We start from the raw sequence: 18,685 nt of genomic DNA on the forward strand, positions 1-18,685 counted from the left end.
ACTCAGCAACTTAGTCACTCATAATGAAACAAATCAAATCCATTCAAAATCCGTTTGTCAAAAACTTAGTTGTATTGCAAGAAAAAGCCAAAGCACGCAAACAATCGGGAACGTTTATTATTGAAGGACAACGTGAAATTGAATTATCCGTAAAAGGCGGTTACGAATTAGAAACAGTACTTTTTTATCCAGAATTGTCTGGAAAATCCGAAAATCTACAAATAGAAATAGCTGAACATCTTAAAATAGAAATTTCGAAAGAAGTTTATCAAAAATTAGCGTATCGCGATACAACTGAAGGAATTATCGCTATTGCTAAATCGAAATCATTACAATTATCCGATTTAAAATTATCTAAAAACCCTTTAATTTTAGTCGCAGAAGGATTAGAAAAACCAGGAAATTTAGGTGCTTTATTACGAACCGCTGATGCAGCCAATATTGATGCCGTTATTATAGCCAATCCAAAATCGGATATGTACAATCCAAACATTGTGCGTTCGAGTGTGGGTTGTTTATTTACACGTCAAATTGCCGTGGCGACTTCAGAGGAAGCAATTGCATATTTAAAAGAAAACAACATAAATATTTATTGTGCGACTTTACAAGATTCAGCCACATATCACACACAAAATTACAACGAACCAACCGCTTTAGTTGTGGGAACGGAAGCCACGGGAATCACAGAGGTTTGGCGAAAAAATGCAACTAAAAACATCAACATTCCGATGCAAGGTATTATCGATTCTATGAATGTTTCGGTAGCAGCGGCTATTTTACTATTCGAAGCCAAAAGACAACGTGGGTTTTAATGAGACAATTATCAATTAGTCAATGTGTCAATAAAAAAACTCAGATTTAAGAAATTTTAAAAATTTTAATAATTCCTTAAATCTGTGTTTCAAAACTTTTAATCTAGCTACATAGTATTTTTTTAAAAACTTTTTTGAAATCTAAATTTTAAACACTATTTTTATATTCTTCAAAAATGGAATATGATAGAGATTGATTTAGAAGCCGAAAACAAAGCCATTGCCCATGAATATAAAGAGTTACTTCGTATTAGTTATCAAAGTTTAACAGCTGATGATAAAAAAATAATTCGGAAGGCTTTTGATGTGGCAGTGGATGCGCATAAAGAACAAAGAAGAAAATCTGGAGAAGCGTATGTTTTTCACCCTATTGCTGTTGCAAAAATTGTAGCCTCACAAATTGGTTTGGGTGCCACAGGTATTGCTTCTGCCCTGCTTCATGATGTGGTGGAAGATACCGACATTACTATTTCTGACATTGAAAAAATGTTTAATCCTAAAATTGCTAAAATTGTTGAAGGATTAACCAAAATTCCGAAAGTAAAAAACGACCAAGAAATTTCGCTTCAAGCAGAAAATTTCAGAAAAATGCTGCTTACGCTTAATGATGACGTTAGAGTAATTTTAATAAAACTTGCCGATAGATTGCACAATATGCAAACTATGGACGGAATGTCTGACTATAAACAAGCAAAAATTGCATCAGAAACCTTGTATATTTATGCGCCATTAGCACATCGATTAGGGCTTTATAATATAAAAACACAACTAGAAGATTTAGGTTTAAAATACACAGAACCAGAAGTTTACGCAGATATAGTCAGTAAAATTAAAGAAACCAAAGAAGAGCAAGACACCTATATTAAATCTATTTCAGACATTTTAAGTCAATCTATGACTCCGGAAGGAATTGATTTTATTATTAAAGGTCGACCAAAATCGATTTACTCCATCCGAAGAAAAATGAAGTTGCAAGGGGTAACTTTTGAAGAAGTTTACGATAAATTTGCACTTAGAATTATTTACAAATCAAACCTACATGATGAAAAATTCTTAGCTTGGAAAATTTATTCTGTAGTAACAAACCATTACAAACCAAGTCCAAGTCGTCTTCGTGATTGGATTTCATCACCAAAATCTACAGGATACGAAGCGTTGCACATTACTGTAATGGGACCTTTAGGGCGTTGGGTGGAAATTCAGGTGCGAAGTGAACGAATGGATGAAATTGCAGAAAAAGGTTACGCAGCACATTATAAATATAAAAATAATACAACAGAAGAAAACAGCTTAGAAATTTGGCTAAACCAACTAAAAGAAGCTCTTGAAAATTCGAATAATAATGCTGTAGATTTTGTTGAAGATTTTAAACTGAATTTATATGCTAAAGAAATATACATTTTTACACCAAAAGGTGAAATAAAATCGTTACCAAAAGGAGCTACTTCACTAGATTTTGCTTTTAGTATTCACTCTGAAATTGGCGTGAAAACGCGAGGTACAAAAGTAAATGGAAAATTAGTACCATTAAATCATATATTAAATAGTGGCGATCAGGTTGAAATTATTACTTCGCAAAATCAAAAACCAACAATTCAATGGTTGGATTATGTTTCCACGTCCCGTGCAAAAACTAAAATCAAGAATGTATTAAATGAAGACATTAAAAAAATCGGAGAAGAAGGTCGAGAAATTTTAACCAGAAAATTACGTCACTTAAAAATAACATTAAACGAAAATTCAATTAATGAACTAGTAAATTATTTCAAATTAAAAACCAGTCTAGATTTATTTTATCGTGTTGGAATTGGGGCAATTGAAAACCAACAATTACGTGATTATGCCGCACAAAAAAGCAATACTTTAGTAAACTTCTTTAAAAAAACAATCAAAAGAACTACCAGTTCATCAGATGAAAAAAATCAAAAATATAATTCAAAAGAACAACTTGATTTATTAGTTTTTGGAGTAGAACAAAGTAAACTAGAATATAATTTTTCTAATTGTTGTAGTCCAATTCCAGGTGATCTTGTTTTTGGTTTTGTTACCATAAATGAAGGAATAAAAGTACATAAAATGGACTGTCCAAATGCGATTAGTTTACAATCAAACTTTGCTTACCGCATCATTCAAGCCAAATGGATTGATTCTACTCAAGAAGAATTCAATGCTATTTTAAAAATTACAGGAATGGATGTTCTGGGTTTAACCAATCAACTAACCAAAGTCATTTCAAATCAAATGCATGTTAATATTCAAAGTATTAGTTTAAATTCTGAAGCGGGTATCTTCAAAGGACAAATTACAGTAATGGTGCAAAATAATGTCATTCTTAAAAAGTTAATTGAGAATATTAAAACCGTGGAAGGCATTGATAAAGTTACCAGAGTTTATAATAGTTAAATAAATGAAATTGAAAGATAACTTACGTTAATAATTAAAATATTTTTTTACTTTTCACTAATCACTTTTTACTATATTTGCATTTCTTTCATTTAAACTTAAAATGGATATCAATCAAAATCAAGAAACGGTAAAAAACGTTTTTACAAAATACCTTGAAGAAAAAGGACATCGCAAAACGCCTGAACGTTATGCCATACTTCAAGAAATATACGAAAATAAAGAACACTTTGATATTGAATCACTCTATATCAAAATGAAAAACAAAAATTATCGTGTTTCCCGTGCAACTTTATACAATACTATCGAATTATTATTAGATTGTAAATTAGTTCGTCGTCATCAATTTGGGCAAAATCAAGCACATTATGAAAAGTCTTATTTTGATAAACAACACGACCATATTATTTTAACGGATACGGGAGAAGTAATTGAATTTTGCGATCCTCGTATTCAGCAAATTAAACAAACTATGGAAGAGATGTTTGGAATTAATATAGAAACACATTCCTTGTATTTTTACGGAACAAAAAAGAATTAATAAATAAGGACAATTGTCCATTCAAAGCAAACAACACAATGAATGTAGATTTACTACTTGGATTACAATGGGGTGACGAAGGAAAAGGAAAAATCGTCGATGTATTAACTTCAAAATACGATATTATTGCGCGTTTTCAAGGCGGTCCGAATGCAGGACATACACTTGAATTTGATGGAATTAAACACGTTTTAAGAACCATTCCTTCTGGAATTTTTCATAAAAACAATGTAAATATCATTGGAAATGGTGTGGTAATGGATCCAGTGGTTTTTCAAACAGAAATTCAAGGATTAGAAAAATTTAATTTAGATATTAAATCAAAATTATTTTTATCAAGAAAAGCACATTTAATTTTACCAACGCATCGTTTACTGGATGCCGCTTCAGAAGCTTCAAAAGGAAAAGCAAAAATTGGTTCTACATTAAAAGGAATTGGTCCCACTTACATGGATAAAACCGGTAGAAATGGTTTACGAATTGGCGATTTAGAAATGGCTGATTTCAAAGAAAGATACCGTGCTTTAGCTGACAAACACGAAGCCATGATAGCATTTTATGATGTAGATTTGCAATATAATTTAGCAGAAATGGAAGCTGAATTTTTCGCAGCAGTGGAAGAATTAAAAACATTGACTTTCATTGATTCTGAAGAATATTTAAACAAAGCTTTAAAAGCAGGAAAAACCATTTTAGCAGAAGGCGCTCAAGGTTCTTTATTAGATGTTGATTTTGGAACCTATCCATTTGTAACTTCTTCTAACACTACTGCAGCTGGAGCTTGTACAGGATTAGGAATTGCACCAAACAGAGTAAAAGAGGTTTTTGGAATTTTTAAAGCCTACACCACTCGTGTAGGAAGCGGACCTTTTCCAACTGAATTATTTGACGAAGTGGGTGCCAATATGGCAAAAATTGGAAACGAATTTGGTTCAGTTACTGGTAGGGCCCGTCGTTGTGGCTGGTTAGATTTAGTGGCTTTAAAATATGCTGTAGAAGTAAATGGTGTAACCGAATTGTACATGATGAAAGGTGACGTTTTATCCGGATTTGAAACACTTAAAATTTGTACCGCATACAAGTACAAAGGAGAAGTTTTAAAACATTTTCCATTCAACATTGAACCCGAAAACGTGCAACCAATTTACACAGAAATGAAAGGTTGGCAAGCCGATTTAACTGGAATGACAACGTATGAAGAATTACCTTCAGAATTAAAAGAATACATAGAATTCATTGAAAAAGAATTAGAAGTGCCAATAAAAGTAGTTTCAGTAGGGCCTGATAGAACGCAGACTATTACAAGATAAGTTTTATAATTTAGTAATACTGAACTCTTTTCAGAATCTCACATTTAAAAACCGCATATTGCAGATTATTCAAAATCTGAAATCTGCGGTTTATTATTTTTTATCGTTTAAAATCCTTAACATTTGTGTTCCTATCAAAAAAACCATAAAATATTCTTAATACGCATTCATTATTCTACATTTTACTTAAATTTGACAAAAAATTGAGAAATTGAGAAAATATATATCTGCTGTCGTTTTGGTGTTTTTTATTTGGGTTGGAAATGCTCAAATTATTAATCAACCTATTGCGCCATCAAATCCAAATGGAATAAAAATTTTACATTCTGATTTTATCGATAAAAATCAAAATGAAATTCCAGGTGCTATTATATTTACCGGAAATGTGCAAGTACAACATAATGGCGTATTAATTAATTGCAATAAAGCGTATCATTACACCGACGAAGATTATGTAAAAGCGTTTGGAAACGTTGTATTAAATCAAGGCGATACTATTGTAATGAATAGTCGATATGCGGAATATAATGGAAAAACGCTTCAAGCATTTGCAACTGGAAATGTGAATTTGCGTTCGCCCGATTCTAATTTAACAACCGATACTATTTACTTTGACAGAAATAAACAAGAAGCCTTTTATAGAAGTTGGGGAACCATACTAAATAAAGAAAATACTTTAAAAAGTAAGTCTGGTAGATATTATATAAATAATAAAAAATATGTTTTCAAAACGGCAGTTACCGTTTTGAATCCGCAAGTTAGTATTAAAACCAATAATTTAGAATTTTACGACAACTCAGGTCACTCCTACGTTTACGGACCAAGTACCATTACTAGTAAAGAGAATGTAATTTATACGGAAAACGGATTTTATGACACTAAAAATGATGTTGGAAGGCTTTTAGATAAATCTAATATCGTTTATAATAATCGGAAAGTAGAAGGCGATATTATCAATTACGATCGAAAGAAAAATTTTGCAAAAGCGACCAATAATGTAAAAATTACGGATACAATTAATAATATGATTGCTACCGGACATTACGCAGAAGTATATCGAAATATTGGCGGTACCAAAAAAGATTCGATGTTTATTACCAAAAAAGCGTTAGTAAAAACATTAGTAGAAAAAGATACAATGTATTTACACGGAAAAAAAATACTGGTTACGGGTCCGCAAGAAGATAGAACCATTAGAGCGTTTAACAACGTACGTTTCTTTAAAACGGATATGAGTGGCAAATGCGACTCTATACATTCGAATAACAAAACACAACTCACAAAACTTATCGGAAGACCTGTAATATGGAATGCCGATAACCAAATGACAGGTGATGTAATTCATTTAATTGGAAATAATAAAACCGAGAAATTAGATTCCTTAAAAATACTCAATAATGCTTTTTTAATTCAAAAAGACACTATTGGTGAAGACAATTTCAATCAAGTGAAAGGGCAATTTTTATACGGAAAGTTTAGAGATAACAAATTATATGAAGTAGATTTAATCAAAAATACCGAAAAAATTTATTTTATGTATAACGATGAAAATGAAATGGTTGGAATCGATAAAGGGGTTTCAAGTAGTATCAATATGCAATTAGAAAACAATAAAATTTTAGAATTAACTTCTTTCAAACAAATTTTAAGCGATACTTATCCGGATAAAGAATTTCCGAAGAACGCAAGGCAACTTCGAGGTTTCATTTGGCGAATAGACGAAAAAATAAATACTATCGAAGATATTTTTCCAGCTGAAGAAAAAACTATCGACGAGAAAGTAAAAATCGAAACAAAAAAGAAAGAAAAAGAAGAAAAAAAACCTATGACTGTGTTAAAAGAAACAACCGATTATGGGAAAAAAGTAGGAAGTAAAAAGGAAAAAGTGAAAAGTAAAAAGCAGTAAATTTTATAACCTTTCACCTAAAACCCAATAAAATGATAAACGATTTCTTTAAATATCAAGCACAAACCTCTCCTCACCCATTAGCTATGGAAATTTCTTATGCTAAAGGGTCTTATATTTACGACACTGCTGGGAATAAATATTTAGATTTTGTAGCAGGTGTTTCTGCATGTAGTTTAGGACATCAAAATGAGCGTGTCAACAATGCTATAAAAGACCAATTAGACAAATATTCTCACGTAATGGTGTACGGCGAATATGCCCAACATCCAGCAACAGAATATTGTAAATTATTAGCCGAACATCTTCCCTATCCCTTAAAAAAAACGTATTTGGTAAATTCGGGTACAGAAGCTACAGAAGGCGCTTTAAAATTAGCCCGAAGAGTGACTGGTAGAAGTCAATTTATATCCTGTCATAATGCGTATCACGGAAATACAATGGGAAGTTTAAGTGTGATGGGTTTTGAAGAACGCAAACAAGTATTTAGACCATTAGTACCAGATGTAGATTTCATTACATTTAATAACGAAGAAGACATACAGAAAATCACAACCAAAACAGCGGGAATTATCTTAGAATCTATTCAAGGTGGCGCAGGATTTATTCAACCTCAAAACGATTTTTTAAAGAAAGTTAGGGCGCGATGTACTGAAGTTGGTGCGATGTTAATCATAGATGAAATTCAACCCGGATTTGGTCGTACTGGAAAATTATTCGGCTTTGAAAATTACGATTGTGTACCAGATATTTTAGTCATCGGAAAAGGTATGGGCGGCGGCATGCCAGTTGGCGCATTTGTTGCTTCCGAAGCACATATGGATTTATTGTACGATAATCCGAAGTTAGGCCATATCACTACTTTTGGTGGACATCCCGTTATTGCAGCGGCATGTTTAGCAACATTACAAGAAATTACGGAAACGAATTTAATAGCTGAAACACTAGAAAAAGAAATTCTTTTCAGAAAATTATTGGTACAACCTTTAATTACTGAAGTTCGTGGAAAAGGACTAATGCTTGCCGCCATGACAAAAAACGCAACTATTACAAACGAAATTATTTTAAGATGCCATAAACGTGGTTTAATATTATTTTGGTTACTATTTGAAGGAACAGCCATCCGAATTACACCTCCATTAACCATTTCCAATCAAGAAATTGAAGAAGGTTGTAAATTATTATTAGAAGTTATGGACGAAGTGCATGCTTTGAATCTTTAAAACCTAAATATTAATTTTTTAAACACAGATTTAAGAAATCTTAAAAATTAATATAATTTCTCAGAACTGTGTTGCTTAACAACTGTATTTGAACTTAATTTTTGTTAATTAAATTGTTCAAAAGATACACTTGGCAAAGAAATTGCTAACACTAAATTACGTAATTTTATTACTGTAACTTTTAAAAAGTTGTTGCTATGAATATGAGCTCTAATGAAGAAGAGAAAGAAAACAGTTTGTCACTTTCTAAATTCGAATCTATGCTAAAAACCAACAAGGTTTTTTTCTTTGATTCGGAAGAATTTGAAGACATTGTTTTACACTATATGGATACGGGGCGAATAAATTTAGCAAAAAGAGCGCTCCGATTGGGTTTAGAACAACATCCAAAATCAAATGGCTTGAAACTGGTTCATGTTGAATTATTAATTTACGATGACAAAATTGAACAGGCCGAAAAAATCTTAAACGATATAGCATTATTGGAGCCTACTAATGAAGAAGTTTATATTCAGCGTGCTAATATTTGTTCCAAAAGAGACCAACACGAAAAAGCTATTGAACATCTACAAATTGCGCTTCGCTATACAGATGATGAAGCCGATATTTATTCCATGATAGGAATGGAATATCTATTTATGGATAGCTTAGAATTGGCCAAAGAAAACTTTATTTTGTGTTTAGAGAATGATGAAGACGATTTTTCAGCTTTGTATAATGTAGTATATTGCTTTGATTTTTTAGATCAAAATCAAGAAGCAATCGTGTATTTAGAAAAATTTATTGACAAAAATCCTTACAGTGAAGTCGCATGGCATCAACTTGGACGCCAATTTTATGCTTTAAAAAATTATGAAAAAGCCATTTGGGCTTTTGATTATGCTTGTCTTATTGATGAACGTTTTTTGGGGGCATTCTTAGAAAAAGCAAAATCTTTAGAAAAACTTCAGCACTATCAAGAAGCCATTGATTGTTATTTAATCACAATTGAATTAGACGATCCTACTTCTTTTGCTTTTTTGCGAATTGGAAAATGTTACGAAAAACTTGGAAATAATGAACAAGCTCTAATTTTTTACTTAAAAACCGTTCATGAAGATCCCTTATTGGATAAAGCCTGGTTAGCTATTACTGATTTTTACATCAAACAAGAAAATTACCAAAAATCATTATACTATATTAATAAAGCAATTGGAATTGATGGTGAAAATCCATTATATTGGAGAAGATATGCTTCTATCAATCAATTTTTAAATTTCTTTGAAGAAGCAGAAGAAGGCTACCGAAAAGCATTTGAAAACGGCGATGTGGCGTTAGAAAATTTTCTTTTTTGGAGTGATGTATTATATGTTTTAGGCGAAGTAAATGCGGCTTTCGAAATCTTAAATCAAGCTAAAGAATTATATCCTAATGAAGCCGAGATTTTATATCGTTTAGTGGGCTTATTTTACAATATTGAAGAGGAAACTAACGCCATCGAAGCATTAGAAATAGCTTTAACCATCGATTTTCATAAAAATTACATATTAAAAGATGCCTTCCCACACGTTTGGGAATGCGAAACTGTACAAAATAGTATTAAAAAACATACATTATAAGCCAATTCATGGAAATTATCGACTTTCTATTGCATTTTTTAAAGGATCCATTAACCGTAATTACTCAATTAATTGATCAATATAATACACTAATTTATTTTATATTATTTTTAGTAGTTTTTATCGAAACTGGTTTTGTAATAATGCCATTATTACCAGGTGATTCCATGCTATTTGCTATTGGAGTTATTGCTGCTACAACAGGAAAATTGAGTTTACTTATCATTATACCATTATTAATTCTTGCGGCTTTACTTGGTGATAATTTAAATTATTTTGTAGGACATAAATTTGGAGAATTAATAAAAGAAAAAAAGAAAATCCTTTTTCTTAAAAGAGAATATATTGAAAAAACAGAGGTATTCTTTGAAAAAAATGGTGGAAAAGCGGTAATAATGGCTCGTTTTGTACCTATTGTTAGAACAATTGCCCCATTTGTGGCTGGAGCCGGAAGCATGAAATATAAAAATTACATTCTAAATTGTATTTTAGGTGCTGTACTTTGGGTAGCTGGAATTACACTTCTAGGCTATTTTTTAGGACAATTTGAGGTGGTAAAAAACAATTTTGAAAAACTTGTTTTAGGAATTGTTTTGGTTTCAGTGTTGCCTATATTTATTAAAATTTTCAAATCCAAATTTAATAAAGCATAACGGAAATGAAAAATAAATTAAATAAAAAGCAGCGTAAATTTGGACTTATAGGTAAAAACATAAGTTATTCTTTTTCAAAAAAATATTTTTCCGAAAAATTTACAACCAATCATTTTCATAACTGTGAATATGAAAATTATGATATTAAAAATATAAAAGAAATTACTGAAATTATTGATAAAACTAAAGGTTTAGTTGGTTTAAATGTTACCATTCCGTATAAAGAAAGTATACTTCCGTATTTAGATAAAATTTCAAAAAATGCGAAAAAAATTGGAGCGGTAAATTGTATTTCTATATCCAAAAACAAAAAGCTTAAAGGGTATAATACGGATTTTTATGGTTTCAAAAAATCAATTAAACCATTATTAAAAAACAACCACAAAAAAGCGTTAATTTTAGGAACAGGCGGAGCCAGTAAAGCCGTAGCTTTTGCCTTAAAAAAACTAAATATTGAGTTTGATTTTGTATCTCGAAATCCAACTGAATACGAAATAGGATACAATGAAATTAATGCAGCTATTTTCAATGAATATCAAATAATTGTAAATACAACACCTTTAGGTACATTTCCTAATGTTTCTGAATTTCCAAAATTAGATTATACTTTATTTACGTCTAAACATATTGCTTTTGATTTAGTATATAATCCCGAAGAAAGTACTTTCTTGAAAAAAGCAAAAAAATCAGGTGCTGTAACAAAAAATGGTCACGAAATGCTAATTAATCAAGCAGAAAAAGCATGGTTAATTTGGAACAAATAACATTAATTTGATATTTTAATACAATTTCTTTGTATTTTCCACCTCTTTAGTTATCTTCGAACCCTTAACTTAAGCATCAAAATATGTTAGAAGAATTGAATGATAACCTGCAACAGGCAGACGGACAAGAAGAAACAACTTCAGTTGAAAACCATACTCCCATTTCAGAGGATACTGAAATAGAAAATGAAGTTTTGGAAGCTACTGATAATGAAACGATTTCGGAAAAATTAGAAGAAGAAACAACCGTTTCCGTACAAGATGAAATAGACAATCATTTGGCCGAAGCCAGCGAAGAAGGTTCTATTGAAACTGATTTAGAAATTGAAGTAAAAGATTACGAAAAACTTTCTTTAGAAGAATTAGTTGATGAATTGGCAACTCTTGTAGGCCATGAAAAAGTCTTAGCTTTCAAAAATCAAATTGAAGATGTCAAAAAAGCCTTTTTAAATCAATTTCACCAATTACTTGAAGAAAAAAGAGTGGCCTTTTTTGCTGAAAATGAAACGTCTACAGAATTTGAATATCATTCACCTATAAAAGTAAAATTTGATCAATTGTTAGATACTTTTCGTAACAAGAGAAATGCAAATTTTAAAAATATTGAAAATCAATTAAAAAATAATTTAACAGAAAAAACAGCTTTAATAGAAGAATTAAAAGCATTAATTGCTAGTAATGATTCTAATATTTCAGAAATGTTTAAAAAATTCAACGACATTAGAGAACGTTGGAAAAACTCTGGAGCAATACCAAAAGACAAGTATAATTTAGTTTGGAATAATTTTCATTTTCATGTAGACCGATTTTACGAAATTGTACATTTAGATAGAGAAATTAGAGATGCTGATTTTAAAAATAATTTAGAACAGAAGTTAGAAATTATTGCAAAAGCAAAAGTTTTAGTTGAACAACCAGATGTGACTAAATCTTTCAGAGAATTACAGTTATTACACCGTGTTTGGAAAGAAGAAATCGGGCCAGTTGATAAAGAAAATAGAGAAAAAATTTGGCAAGAATTTAGCGAAATAACTAAAATTCTTCACGATAAACGCGAAGCATTAGCGGAACAATTTAAAGAAAAAGAGCAAGAAAATTTAACTCGAAAAAATGAAATTATTGCTGAAGTAATAGCTTTAAGCACTGAAAAAGTTACAAACCACGGAGAATGGCAAAATCAAATTGTAAAATTAGAAGCGTTTCGCGATGCGTTCTTTAAAGCCGGACGAGTGCCAGCAGAAGCTACTGAAGTTACTTGGAGTAATTTTAAAAATGCCGTTCGTGCGTTTAATGCTACAAAAAATTCATTTTACAAGGATATAAAAAACGAGCAAAATCGTAATTTAGAATTAAAATTAGCCTTAATTGAAAAAGCCAAAGCTAATATTGATACAGAAGATTTTGATGCTACCACTCCAATAATGAAGCAAATTCAAGAAGAATGGAAAAAAATTGGTCATGTACCAAGAAAACTTTCAGATGAAATTTGGGAAACGTTTAGAAAAACTTGTAATACCTATTTTGATAGATTACACGAATCAAGAAAAGAAGAAATAAGTGTAGAAGTTGAAGCGTTTGAAAAGAAAAAAGAATACTTAGAAATCGTGCGTGCATTTGAACTTGTAGGCGATCATAAAACAGATTTAGACGCCATTAAAGCCCATATTGCCGCATGGAAAGAATTTGGTAAAGTGCCTCAAAATCGTCGACACATTGAAGGGAAATTCAATAAAATTTTAGATGCTTTATTTGAAAAACTAAGTTTATCTAAAAAAGATTCTGAAATGATGAAATTCAGTAATCGTTTAGAACAACTTTCGGAAGGAAACGACCAAAGAGCACTTGCAAACGAGCAAATTTTTATTAAAAGAAAAATTGATGAATTGAATCAAGAAATCAATCAGTTGGAGAACAACATTGGCTTTTTTAGTAATGCAAAAGGGAATAATCCTTTTGTAAAAGAAGTGCAAAAGAATATTGAAAAACATAAAGAGGAATTACAAACTTGGAAAGACAAGTTAAAAAAATTAAATACTATTTAATTCTTTATTCATTACATTAAAAAAGACTGCAATAGCAGTCTTTTTTGTTTCTAAAATGATCAAACTTACAAATCATCATTAAAAAACGACAGTTGGGTTAGATATAATTTTATAATTTAGCTAGTTAGTATTTTAAATAATGTATAGCTTTTTGAATACTATTTTATATAACTATTAATGACTAAAATATGAACTGAATTTTAAAAAAGGCCTAATCCATTCGATACTATCAAACAAGAGCAGTTTCAATAAGTCAAGCCAAAAATTAATATTAATTTTTTTCTGTTTTATTATTTTCTAAAAGCAAATAAAATTGTGCACTAAATAAGAAGGTTGCCAATACCAAATGTAAAGTCTGACTTCCAAAAGGAAAATCACCATAAACCATAACAACACCTAGAATAATTTCAAAAATTAATATTCGTATTACCCAATTAACTTTTTCAAATCCCAATTGAAGATTTCTGTTTCGAAGGAGTAAAAATAAATTTGCCAAAAAGACAACAATTGAAAAACTTCGGTGAAAATAAAAGGTGATTTCAGGATGTAACAACCAAAACGATTTTGGAGCTCCGGATTTTTCAACCGTATCTATGAACTCACGAACATACGTTCCTAAAACTACTTGGACAACAGTAAGAAGTAGTACTACAACAAGTGTTATATTAAACTTTTTATCGTATTTTCTAACTCTATTTTTATCCGAAACCACATATATAACATACAACTGTAACGCTACAATTAAAAAGGCAGTTAACATATGAGTTGTAATTTTTACAGGACTTAACACCGAATCAACCACTGTTTTTCCTAACCAAGCTTGAAAGCCCATTAATACACAAACCAAAAGAGAATAGGCAACTATTTTTTTGTTTTCTTTCCAATAACCAAATGCGAAAATAAATGTTACAAAGCAGGCAATTCCTGCCAAAGCACCAAGCAATCTATTGATGTATTCTATCCAAGTATGTGCTGGATTAAAAATAGCATAATCGTGTTTGGTATAAGCTTCCCAATTATTTTCTGAAAAAGAAGTAGCTGCTGTAAAATCAGATTTTGCTACAAGTAAACCTTCGTCTTTAATAATAACTTGTCCTTCATCGTAGGCTTTATTAGGTGTAAATTCAAGTTCTTTTTGTTCTGTGGGTGGAATATAATAACCGAAACATTTTGGCCAATCCGGACAACCCATTCCTGAGCCAGTCATTCGTACCAAAGCTCCTGCAAGTATTACAAGATATACTAAAATTAAAGCGGTTTTTGCTGTTGCAAGAAAGTATTTTTTCATTTGTTAAGACTGCAGATTTATAAATTATTTTTGATTATTTACATTTTTTTTAAGCCCATTTTTTCAGCACGTTTAAGAACAAATTCTTTTGCCGTTTCGTATTCATTTGGAATTTCGCCTTCTAAAATGGCTTCTTTTACAGCTTCTTTTAAAACACCAATTTCACGACCTGGTTTTAATCCGAATAGTTCCATAATTTCTTCTCCAGAAATTGGTGGCTGAAACACACGAACTCGATCCTTCTCCTCTACTTCAACTATTTTCTGACGTACAATTTTAAAATTATTATGATATTTTTGGAATTTTTTACTGTTTTTTGTGGTAATGTCCGCTTCACAAAGTATCATTAAATTTTCTATATCTTCTCCAGCATCAAAAACTAAGCGACGAACGGCTGAATCAGTAACAATTTCTTCAGCTATTACAATGGGACGTGAACTCATCATAACCATTTTTTGAACAAACTTCATTTTCTGATTCAAAGGCATATGAAGTCTTTCAAAGATTTTTTTTGCCATTTTACTACCTAAAAATTCATGTCCATGAAACGTCCAACCTTGCTTTTTATTGAATTTTTTTGTGGGTGCTTTACCTATATCGTGTAATAATGCCGCCCAGCGTAACCAAACATCTTCTGTATTTGGACAAATATTATCTACTACTTCTAACGTGTGGTAAAAATTATTTTTATGAGTATGCCCTTCTACTTCTTCTACATTATTAAGAGCCGTCAATTCAGGTAAAATTAGGTCCAATAAACCTGTTTGAAACAAATGTAAAAATCCAATAGATGGCTTTTCTGATGACAAAATTTTATTTAATTCCTCTACAATTCGCTCACCAGAAATAATTGAAATTCTAGCTGCGTTTTTTGTAATAGAGGCTATTGATTCCTGTTCAATTTCAAAATTTAATTGGGTAGCAAATCTAATGGCACGCATCATTCGCAAAGGATCGTCGGAATAGGTAATATCTGGATTTAATGGTGTTTTTAAAATTTTATTTTCTAAATCGGCAACACCATTAAATGGATCCACTAAAGCTCCAAAATCATCAGAATTCAGAGAAAAAGCCATTGCATTAATGGTAAAATCTCTACGTTCTTGATCATCTTTTAATGTCCCATTTTCTACTAAAGGATTTCTACTATCGTGTGTATAAGATTCTTTTCTTGCACCTACAAACTCAATATCCATTTCCTTATAACGTAACATGGCTGTTCCGTAATTTTTAAAAACTTGTACTTTTGGTTGGTTTGGAAGTAATTCGGAAACTTTTAAAGCTAATTCAATACCACTGCCCACTGCAACTATATCGATGTCTTTTTTATGATTTCTATCCAATAAAATATCACGAACAAATCCACCAATCACATAGCATTCCATATGAAGATCTTGTGCGGCTTGCGAAATGATTTTGAAAATTTTATTTTCTAAATGTTGATTGTAATTCATGTTTTAATTTGAAAATTTGAAAATTAGCTAATTTGAAAATTGGGATAAATTCAAATCTTCAAATCTTCAAATTATTATTTTCTAATCACCTTTACCTGGCTATCTAATGTTAATTTGATAATTGCTGATGGTTTTTTGCAAACTTTATCGTGATGCAAATTTACAACATAGTCGACTCCTTTTATAATTTCTGGAGAAATTTCTTTGAAATTCATCGGCGTAGCTTCTCCAGATATATTTGCAGAGGTGGAAACTAAAGGTCGTTTCATGCGTTCCATTAATTTAAAACAAAAAGGTTCTTTTACTATTCTGATTCCTAAGGTATTATCTTCTGCAATTATATTTTTAGCTACATTTTTTGGTTGATCCAAAATTAAAGTTGTTGGTCGTTCTGAATGGTCTAAAATTTCCCAAGCTACTTCAGGAATTTTCGCAAAAACATGATACATCATTTTCTCTCCATTCATAAGGCAAATCATACTTTTGCTTTCTTCACGTTGTTTTAGCGCATATATTTTAGCAATAGCTTTCTCGTTGGAGGCATCGCAACCAATTCCCCAAACCGTATCTGTTGGATACAAAATAATTCCGCCATTTTTAATGACTTCATAAGCATTGTGAATTTCGGTATTAATATCCATGTTTATATTTCTAATTTTGGTAATTCTTTTTTAATTATGGCAGGTATACCAGCTACCATACAATTGTCTGGTACATCTTTGGTTACTACAGAACCTGCTGCAATGATTACGTTTGAACCAATTTGTACATTAGGTAAAATAGTACTATTAGTGCCAATAAAAGTGAATTTACCAATTTTACAATTTCCCGAAACATTAACATCTGGACAGAGCTCTACAAAATCATCTATAAAAACATCATGACCAATAGTACATGATAAATTAATTAACACACCCTTTCCAATAGTAATATCGTTTGTAAGTACTGAATTTGTCATAATATTCGCACCCAATCCAATTGAATTTCCAAAACTTCCAATATGAGAAAAAGGACTAATCAATGTTGATAATTTACCACCAATACTTTCAAATTTTTTAACTAATTTATATCTAAGTATTGGATTTCCAATTCCAATAATAAAATTAGAATCACCATCAGCAAATAGTTTTTCGACTTCTTCAATTGATTTTAAAATGGGAAAAACATCGTATAATAAAGTTCCAATATCCTTATTTACATCATCGTAAAAAAATAAATTATCTATTTGGTTTTTTTGCTTAAAAATTTCTAAAACTTCTTTTGCAAATCCTTTTGCACCAATTATTAGCATGCTACTGTGGTATTAATAATAGTTGTAATTTTTTCTAAATCTTGTTTTTCCAAACCTACAAACAAAGGTAAACATAAAATTTTTGATGCTATAGATTCTGAAATTGGCATGGCTTCGCCTTTTACAAAATCAATAGTATTTAAAGACGGGTAAAAATATCTTCTTGGGTATATTTCTGATTCATTAAGTTTATTTTGAACTTTTAATAACTCTTCTTCAGAATTAAATATCACAGGAAAATAACTGAAGTTCCATTGTGTTTTTTCTCTAATTTTGATTGTAGAAATTTGTGTGAAATCTAAATGATTTAAATAAAAATCTACAACTTTTTTTCTTTCAGAAAAAATAAAATCCAATTCATCAAACACAGCCAATCCCATTGCTGATTGCAACTCTGAGATTTTAGCATTAATTCCTAAACCGTGAAATTCCAAAGGTCCGTTATGACCAAAATTATGACTATAAAAAAGTTTTTGAAACAAATTTTCATCATTACAAAACATTGCACCACCTTCACCTGTATGAAATATTTTAGTAGCATGAAAACTACATGTACTTACATCACCAAAATTAAAAATTGAAGTTCCGTTATAAGTTACTCCAAAACAGTGTGCAGCATCGTATATTACAGCTAAATTATGCTTTTTAGCAATTCTTTCAATTTCTTCAACATGACAGGGATTTCCGAAAACATGAGTAGCTAAAATGGCCGTTGTTTTTGAAGTAATAGCAGCTTCAATTTTTGTTTCATCTATAGACAAATATTCAGGATGAATATCTACAAAAACAGGAGTACAATTTTCCCAAAGAATAGCAGACGTAGTGGCAACATATGAAAATGGCGTTGTAATAATATCACCCTGATTACCTAATAATTTAAGTGCTATTTGTAGTGGAATTGTACCGTTATTGGTAATAATTAAATTTGTAGTACTATATTTTTGCTTTATTTTATCTTCAAGCTCTAACGTTAATTCCCCTCTATTTGTTAACCATACTTTATCCCATGCTCTTTTAAGATACAATTGGTATGACTCAATTGATGGTAAAAATGTTTTTGTTACATATATCATTTATATTTTTTTTGTAAAAATAAAGATTTAAATTTGTAAAAAAAACATGTATTTAATAAATAAAATTAAACGAAGAAAAATAAAAATACTATCATTTTTTTTTCGATTACGTTTTTTTAAAAAATCTAAAAAATCTAAAAAAATAATTTTATTTTTTATACCTTCTGAAATAAATTCAATTAGTGGTGGATTACTCTCTATATGCTCAATTTTTAATGAAACTTTAAAATTAAAAAACATACATGGCAGTGATTGTTATACTGTATATTTACCTCAATATACCAGTTATAATTACAGATACAAACAATTTAAAAATGATTTAGTTCT

15 protein-coding genes are annotated in these 18,685 nt (G+C 30.4%); 10 read left to right on the top strand and 5 right to left on the bottom strand.

Annotation, left to right across the window (positions count from 1 at the left end; all coding sequences use genetic code 11):
• Nucleotides 1–23: 23 nt before the first annotated feature.
• The 10 genes from ABWP60_RS02845 (at nucleotide 24) to ABWP60_RS02890 (ending at nucleotide 13,252) form a co-directional block, all read left to right on the top strand.
• Nucleotides 24–812: a TrmH family RNA methyltransferase gene (locus ABWP60_RS02845; protein ID WP_353148223.1), complete on the top strand. Its 789-nt coding sequence runs from the start codon at nucleotides 24–26 to the stop codon at nucleotides 810–812.
• 183 nt (nucleotides 813–995) lie between these two features.
• Entirely contained in the window at nucleotides 996–3,215 is a 2,220-nt protein-coding gene (locus ABWP60_RS02850; RefSeq protein WP_353148225.1) for a RelA/SpoT family protein, read from the top strand.
• A gap of 103 nt (nucleotides 3,216–3,318) precedes the next feature.
• Nucleotides 3,319–3,756: a Fur family transcriptional regulator gene (locus tag ABWP60_RS02855; RefSeq protein ID WP_353148228.1), complete on the top strand. Its 438-nt coding sequence runs from the start codon at nucleotides 3,319–3,321 to the stop codon at nucleotides 3,754–3,756.
• Between the two features lie 38 nt (nucleotides 3,757–3,794).
• On the top strand, nucleotides 3,795–5,066 hold the full coding sequence (locus ABWP60_RS02860) for an adenylosuccinate synthase (protein WP_353148231.1): 1,272 nt from the start codon (nucleotides 3,795–3,797) through the stop codon (nucleotides 5,064–5,066).
• 211 nt (nucleotides 5,067–5,277) lie between these two features.
• The gene (locus ABWP60_RS02865; protein WP_353148234.1) at nucleotides 5,278–6,972 is read left to right on the top strand and encodes an OstA-like protein; all 1,695 of its coding nucleotides are present in this window, start codon (nucleotides 5,278–5,280) and stop codon (nucleotides 6,970–6,972) included.
• Between the two features lie 32 nt (nucleotides 6,973–7,004).
• Nucleotides 7,005–8,195 carry an aspartate aminotransferase family protein gene (locus ABWP60_RS02870; RefSeq protein WP_353148236.1) on the top strand — a complete coding sequence of 397 codons (1,191 nt, stop codon included), beginning with the start codon at nucleotides 7,005–7,007 and terminating at the stop codon, nucleotides 8,193–8,195.
• Nucleotides 8,196–8,398: 203 nt separating this feature from the next.
• A complete protein-coding gene (locus tag ABWP60_RS02875) occupies nucleotides 8,399–9,793 on the top strand; it encodes a tetratricopeptide repeat protein (protein WP_353148866.1) in 1,395 nt (464 codons plus the stop codon).
• Nucleotides 9,794–9,801: 8 nt separating this feature from the next.
• Nucleotides 9,802–10,446, top strand: coding sequence for a VTT domain-containing protein (locus ABWP60_RS02880; protein WP_353148239.1), 645 nt, complete (start codon nucleotides 9,802–9,804; stop codon nucleotides 10,444–10,446).
• 5 nt (nucleotides 10,447–10,451) lie between these two features.
• Nucleotides 10,452–11,210 carry a shikimate dehydrogenase family protein gene (locus tag ABWP60_RS02885; RefSeq protein ID WP_353148242.1) on the top strand — a complete coding sequence of 253 codons (759 nt, stop codon included), beginning with the start codon at nucleotides 10,452–10,454 and terminating at the stop codon, nucleotides 11,208–11,210.
• An 83-nt stretch (nucleotides 11,211–11,293) separates the two neighbouring features.
• Entirely contained in the window at nucleotides 11,294–13,252 is a 1,959-nt protein-coding gene (locus ABWP60_RS02890; protein WP_353148244.1) for a DUF349 domain-containing protein, read from the top strand.
• Between the two features lie 271 nt (nucleotides 13,253–13,523).
• Here the strand turns inward: ABWP60_RS02890 and ABWP60_RS02895 are convergent, their stop codons facing one another.
• The 5 genes from ABWP60_RS02895 to ABWP60_RS02915 all read right to left on the bottom strand — a co-directional run bounded on the left by ABWP60_RS02895 (nucleotide 13,524) and on the right by ABWP60_RS02915 (nucleotide 18,358).
• On the bottom strand, nucleotides 13,524–14,540 hold the full coding sequence (locus ABWP60_RS02895) for a COX15/CtaA family protein (RefSeq protein ID WP_353148246.1): 1,017 nt from the start codon (nucleotides 14,538–14,540) through the stop codon (nucleotides 13,524–13,526).
• Between the two features lie 38 nt (nucleotides 14,541–14,578).
• The gene (locus tag ABWP60_RS02900) at nucleotides 14,579–15,994 is read right to left on the bottom strand and encodes a CCA tRNA nucleotidyltransferase (protein ID WP_353148249.1); all 1,416 of its coding nucleotides are present in this window, start codon (nucleotides 15,992–15,994) and stop codon (nucleotides 14,579–14,581) included.
• Nucleotides 15,995–16,068: 74 nt separating this feature from the next.
• Nucleotides 16,069–16,635 carry an L-threonylcarbamoyladenylate synthase gene (locus ABWP60_RS02905; RefSeq protein ID WP_353148252.1) on the bottom strand — a complete coding sequence of 189 codons (567 nt, stop codon included), beginning with the start codon at nucleotides 16,633–16,635 and terminating at the stop codon, nucleotides 16,069–16,071.
• 2 nt (nucleotides 16,636–16,637) lie between these two features.
• Complete coding sequence (locus tag ABWP60_RS02910; RefSeq protein WP_353148255.1) at nucleotides 16,638–17,285, bottom strand: acetyltransferase; 648 nt, start codon at nucleotides 17,283–17,285, stop codon at nucleotides 16,638–16,640.
• Nucleotides 17,279–18,358: a DegT/DnrJ/EryC1/StrS family aminotransferase gene (locus tag ABWP60_RS02915; protein ID WP_353148258.1), complete on the bottom strand. Its 1,080-nt coding sequence runs from the start codon at nucleotides 18,356–18,358 to the stop codon at nucleotides 17,279–17,281. The genes ABWP60_RS02910 and ABWP60_RS02915 overlap by 7 nt, the downstream gene beginning before the upstream one ends.
• Nucleotides 18,359–18,685 lie beyond the last annotated feature (327 nt).

Source organism: Flavobacterium sp. (genome assembly GCF_040402895.1).
Taxonomy (GTDB): domain Bacteria; phylum Bacteroidota; class Bacteroidia; order Flavobacteriales; family Flavobacteriaceae; genus Flavobacterium.

What these genes read in the sequence shown, in the direction of transcription:
- ABWP60_RS02845 (WP_353148223.1), top strand. Translation starts at nt 24, where the DNA reads ATGAAACAAATCAAATCCATTCAAAATCCGTTTGTCAAAAACTTAGTT.
- ABWP60_RS02850 (WP_353148225.1), top strand. Translation starts at nt 996, where the DNA reads ATGATAGAGATTGATTTAGAAGCCGAAAACAAAGCCATTGCCCATGAA.
- ABWP60_RS02855 (WP_353148228.1), top strand. Translation starts at nt 3,319, where the DNA reads ATGGATATCAATCAAAATCAAGAAACGGTAAAAAACGTTTTTACAAAA.
- ABWP60_RS02860 (WP_353148231.1), top strand. Translation starts at nt 3,795, where the DNA reads ATGAATGTAGATTTACTACTTGGATTACAATGGGGTGACGAAGGAAAA.
- ABWP60_RS02870 (WP_353148236.1), top strand. Translation starts at nt 7,005, where the DNA reads ATGATAAACGATTTCTTTAAATATCAAGCACAAACCTCTCCTCACCCA.
- ABWP60_RS02875 (WP_353148866.1), top strand. Translation starts at nt 8,399, where the DNA reads ATGAGCTCTAATGAAGAAGAGAAAGAAAACAGTTTGTCACTTTCTAAA.
- ABWP60_RS02880 (WP_353148239.1), top strand. Translation starts at nt 9,802, where the DNA reads ATGGAAATTATCGACTTTCTATTGCATTTTTTAAAGGATCCATTAACC.
- ABWP60_RS02885 (WP_353148242.1), top strand. Translation starts at nt 10,452, where the DNA reads ATGAAAAATAAATTAAATAAAAAGCAGCGTAAATTTGGACTTATAGGT.
- ABWP60_RS02890 (WP_353148244.1), top strand. Translation starts at nt 11,294, where the DNA reads ATGTTAGAAGAATTGAATGATAACCTGCAACAGGCAGACGGACAAGAA.
- ABWP60_RS02895 (WP_353148246.1), bottom strand. Translation starts at nt 14,540, where the DNA reads ATGAAAAAATACTTTCTTGCAACAGCAAAAACCGCTTTAATTTTAGTA.
- ABWP60_RS02900 (WP_353148249.1), bottom strand. Translation starts at nt 15,994, where the DNA reads ATGAATTACAATCAACATTTAGAAAATAAAATTTTCAAAATCATTTCG.
- ABWP60_RS02905 (WP_353148252.1), bottom strand. Translation starts at nt 16,635, where the DNA reads ATGGATATTAATACCGAAATTCACAATGCTTATGAAGTCATTAAAAAT.
- ABWP60_RS02910 (WP_353148255.1), bottom strand. Translation starts at nt 17,285, where the DNA reads ATGCTAATAATTGGTGCAAAAGGATTTGCAAAAGAAGTTTTAGAAATT.
- ABWP60_RS02915 (WP_353148258.1), bottom strand. Translation starts at nt 18,358, where the DNA reads ATGATATATGTAACAAAAACATTTTTACCATCAATTGAGTCATACCAA.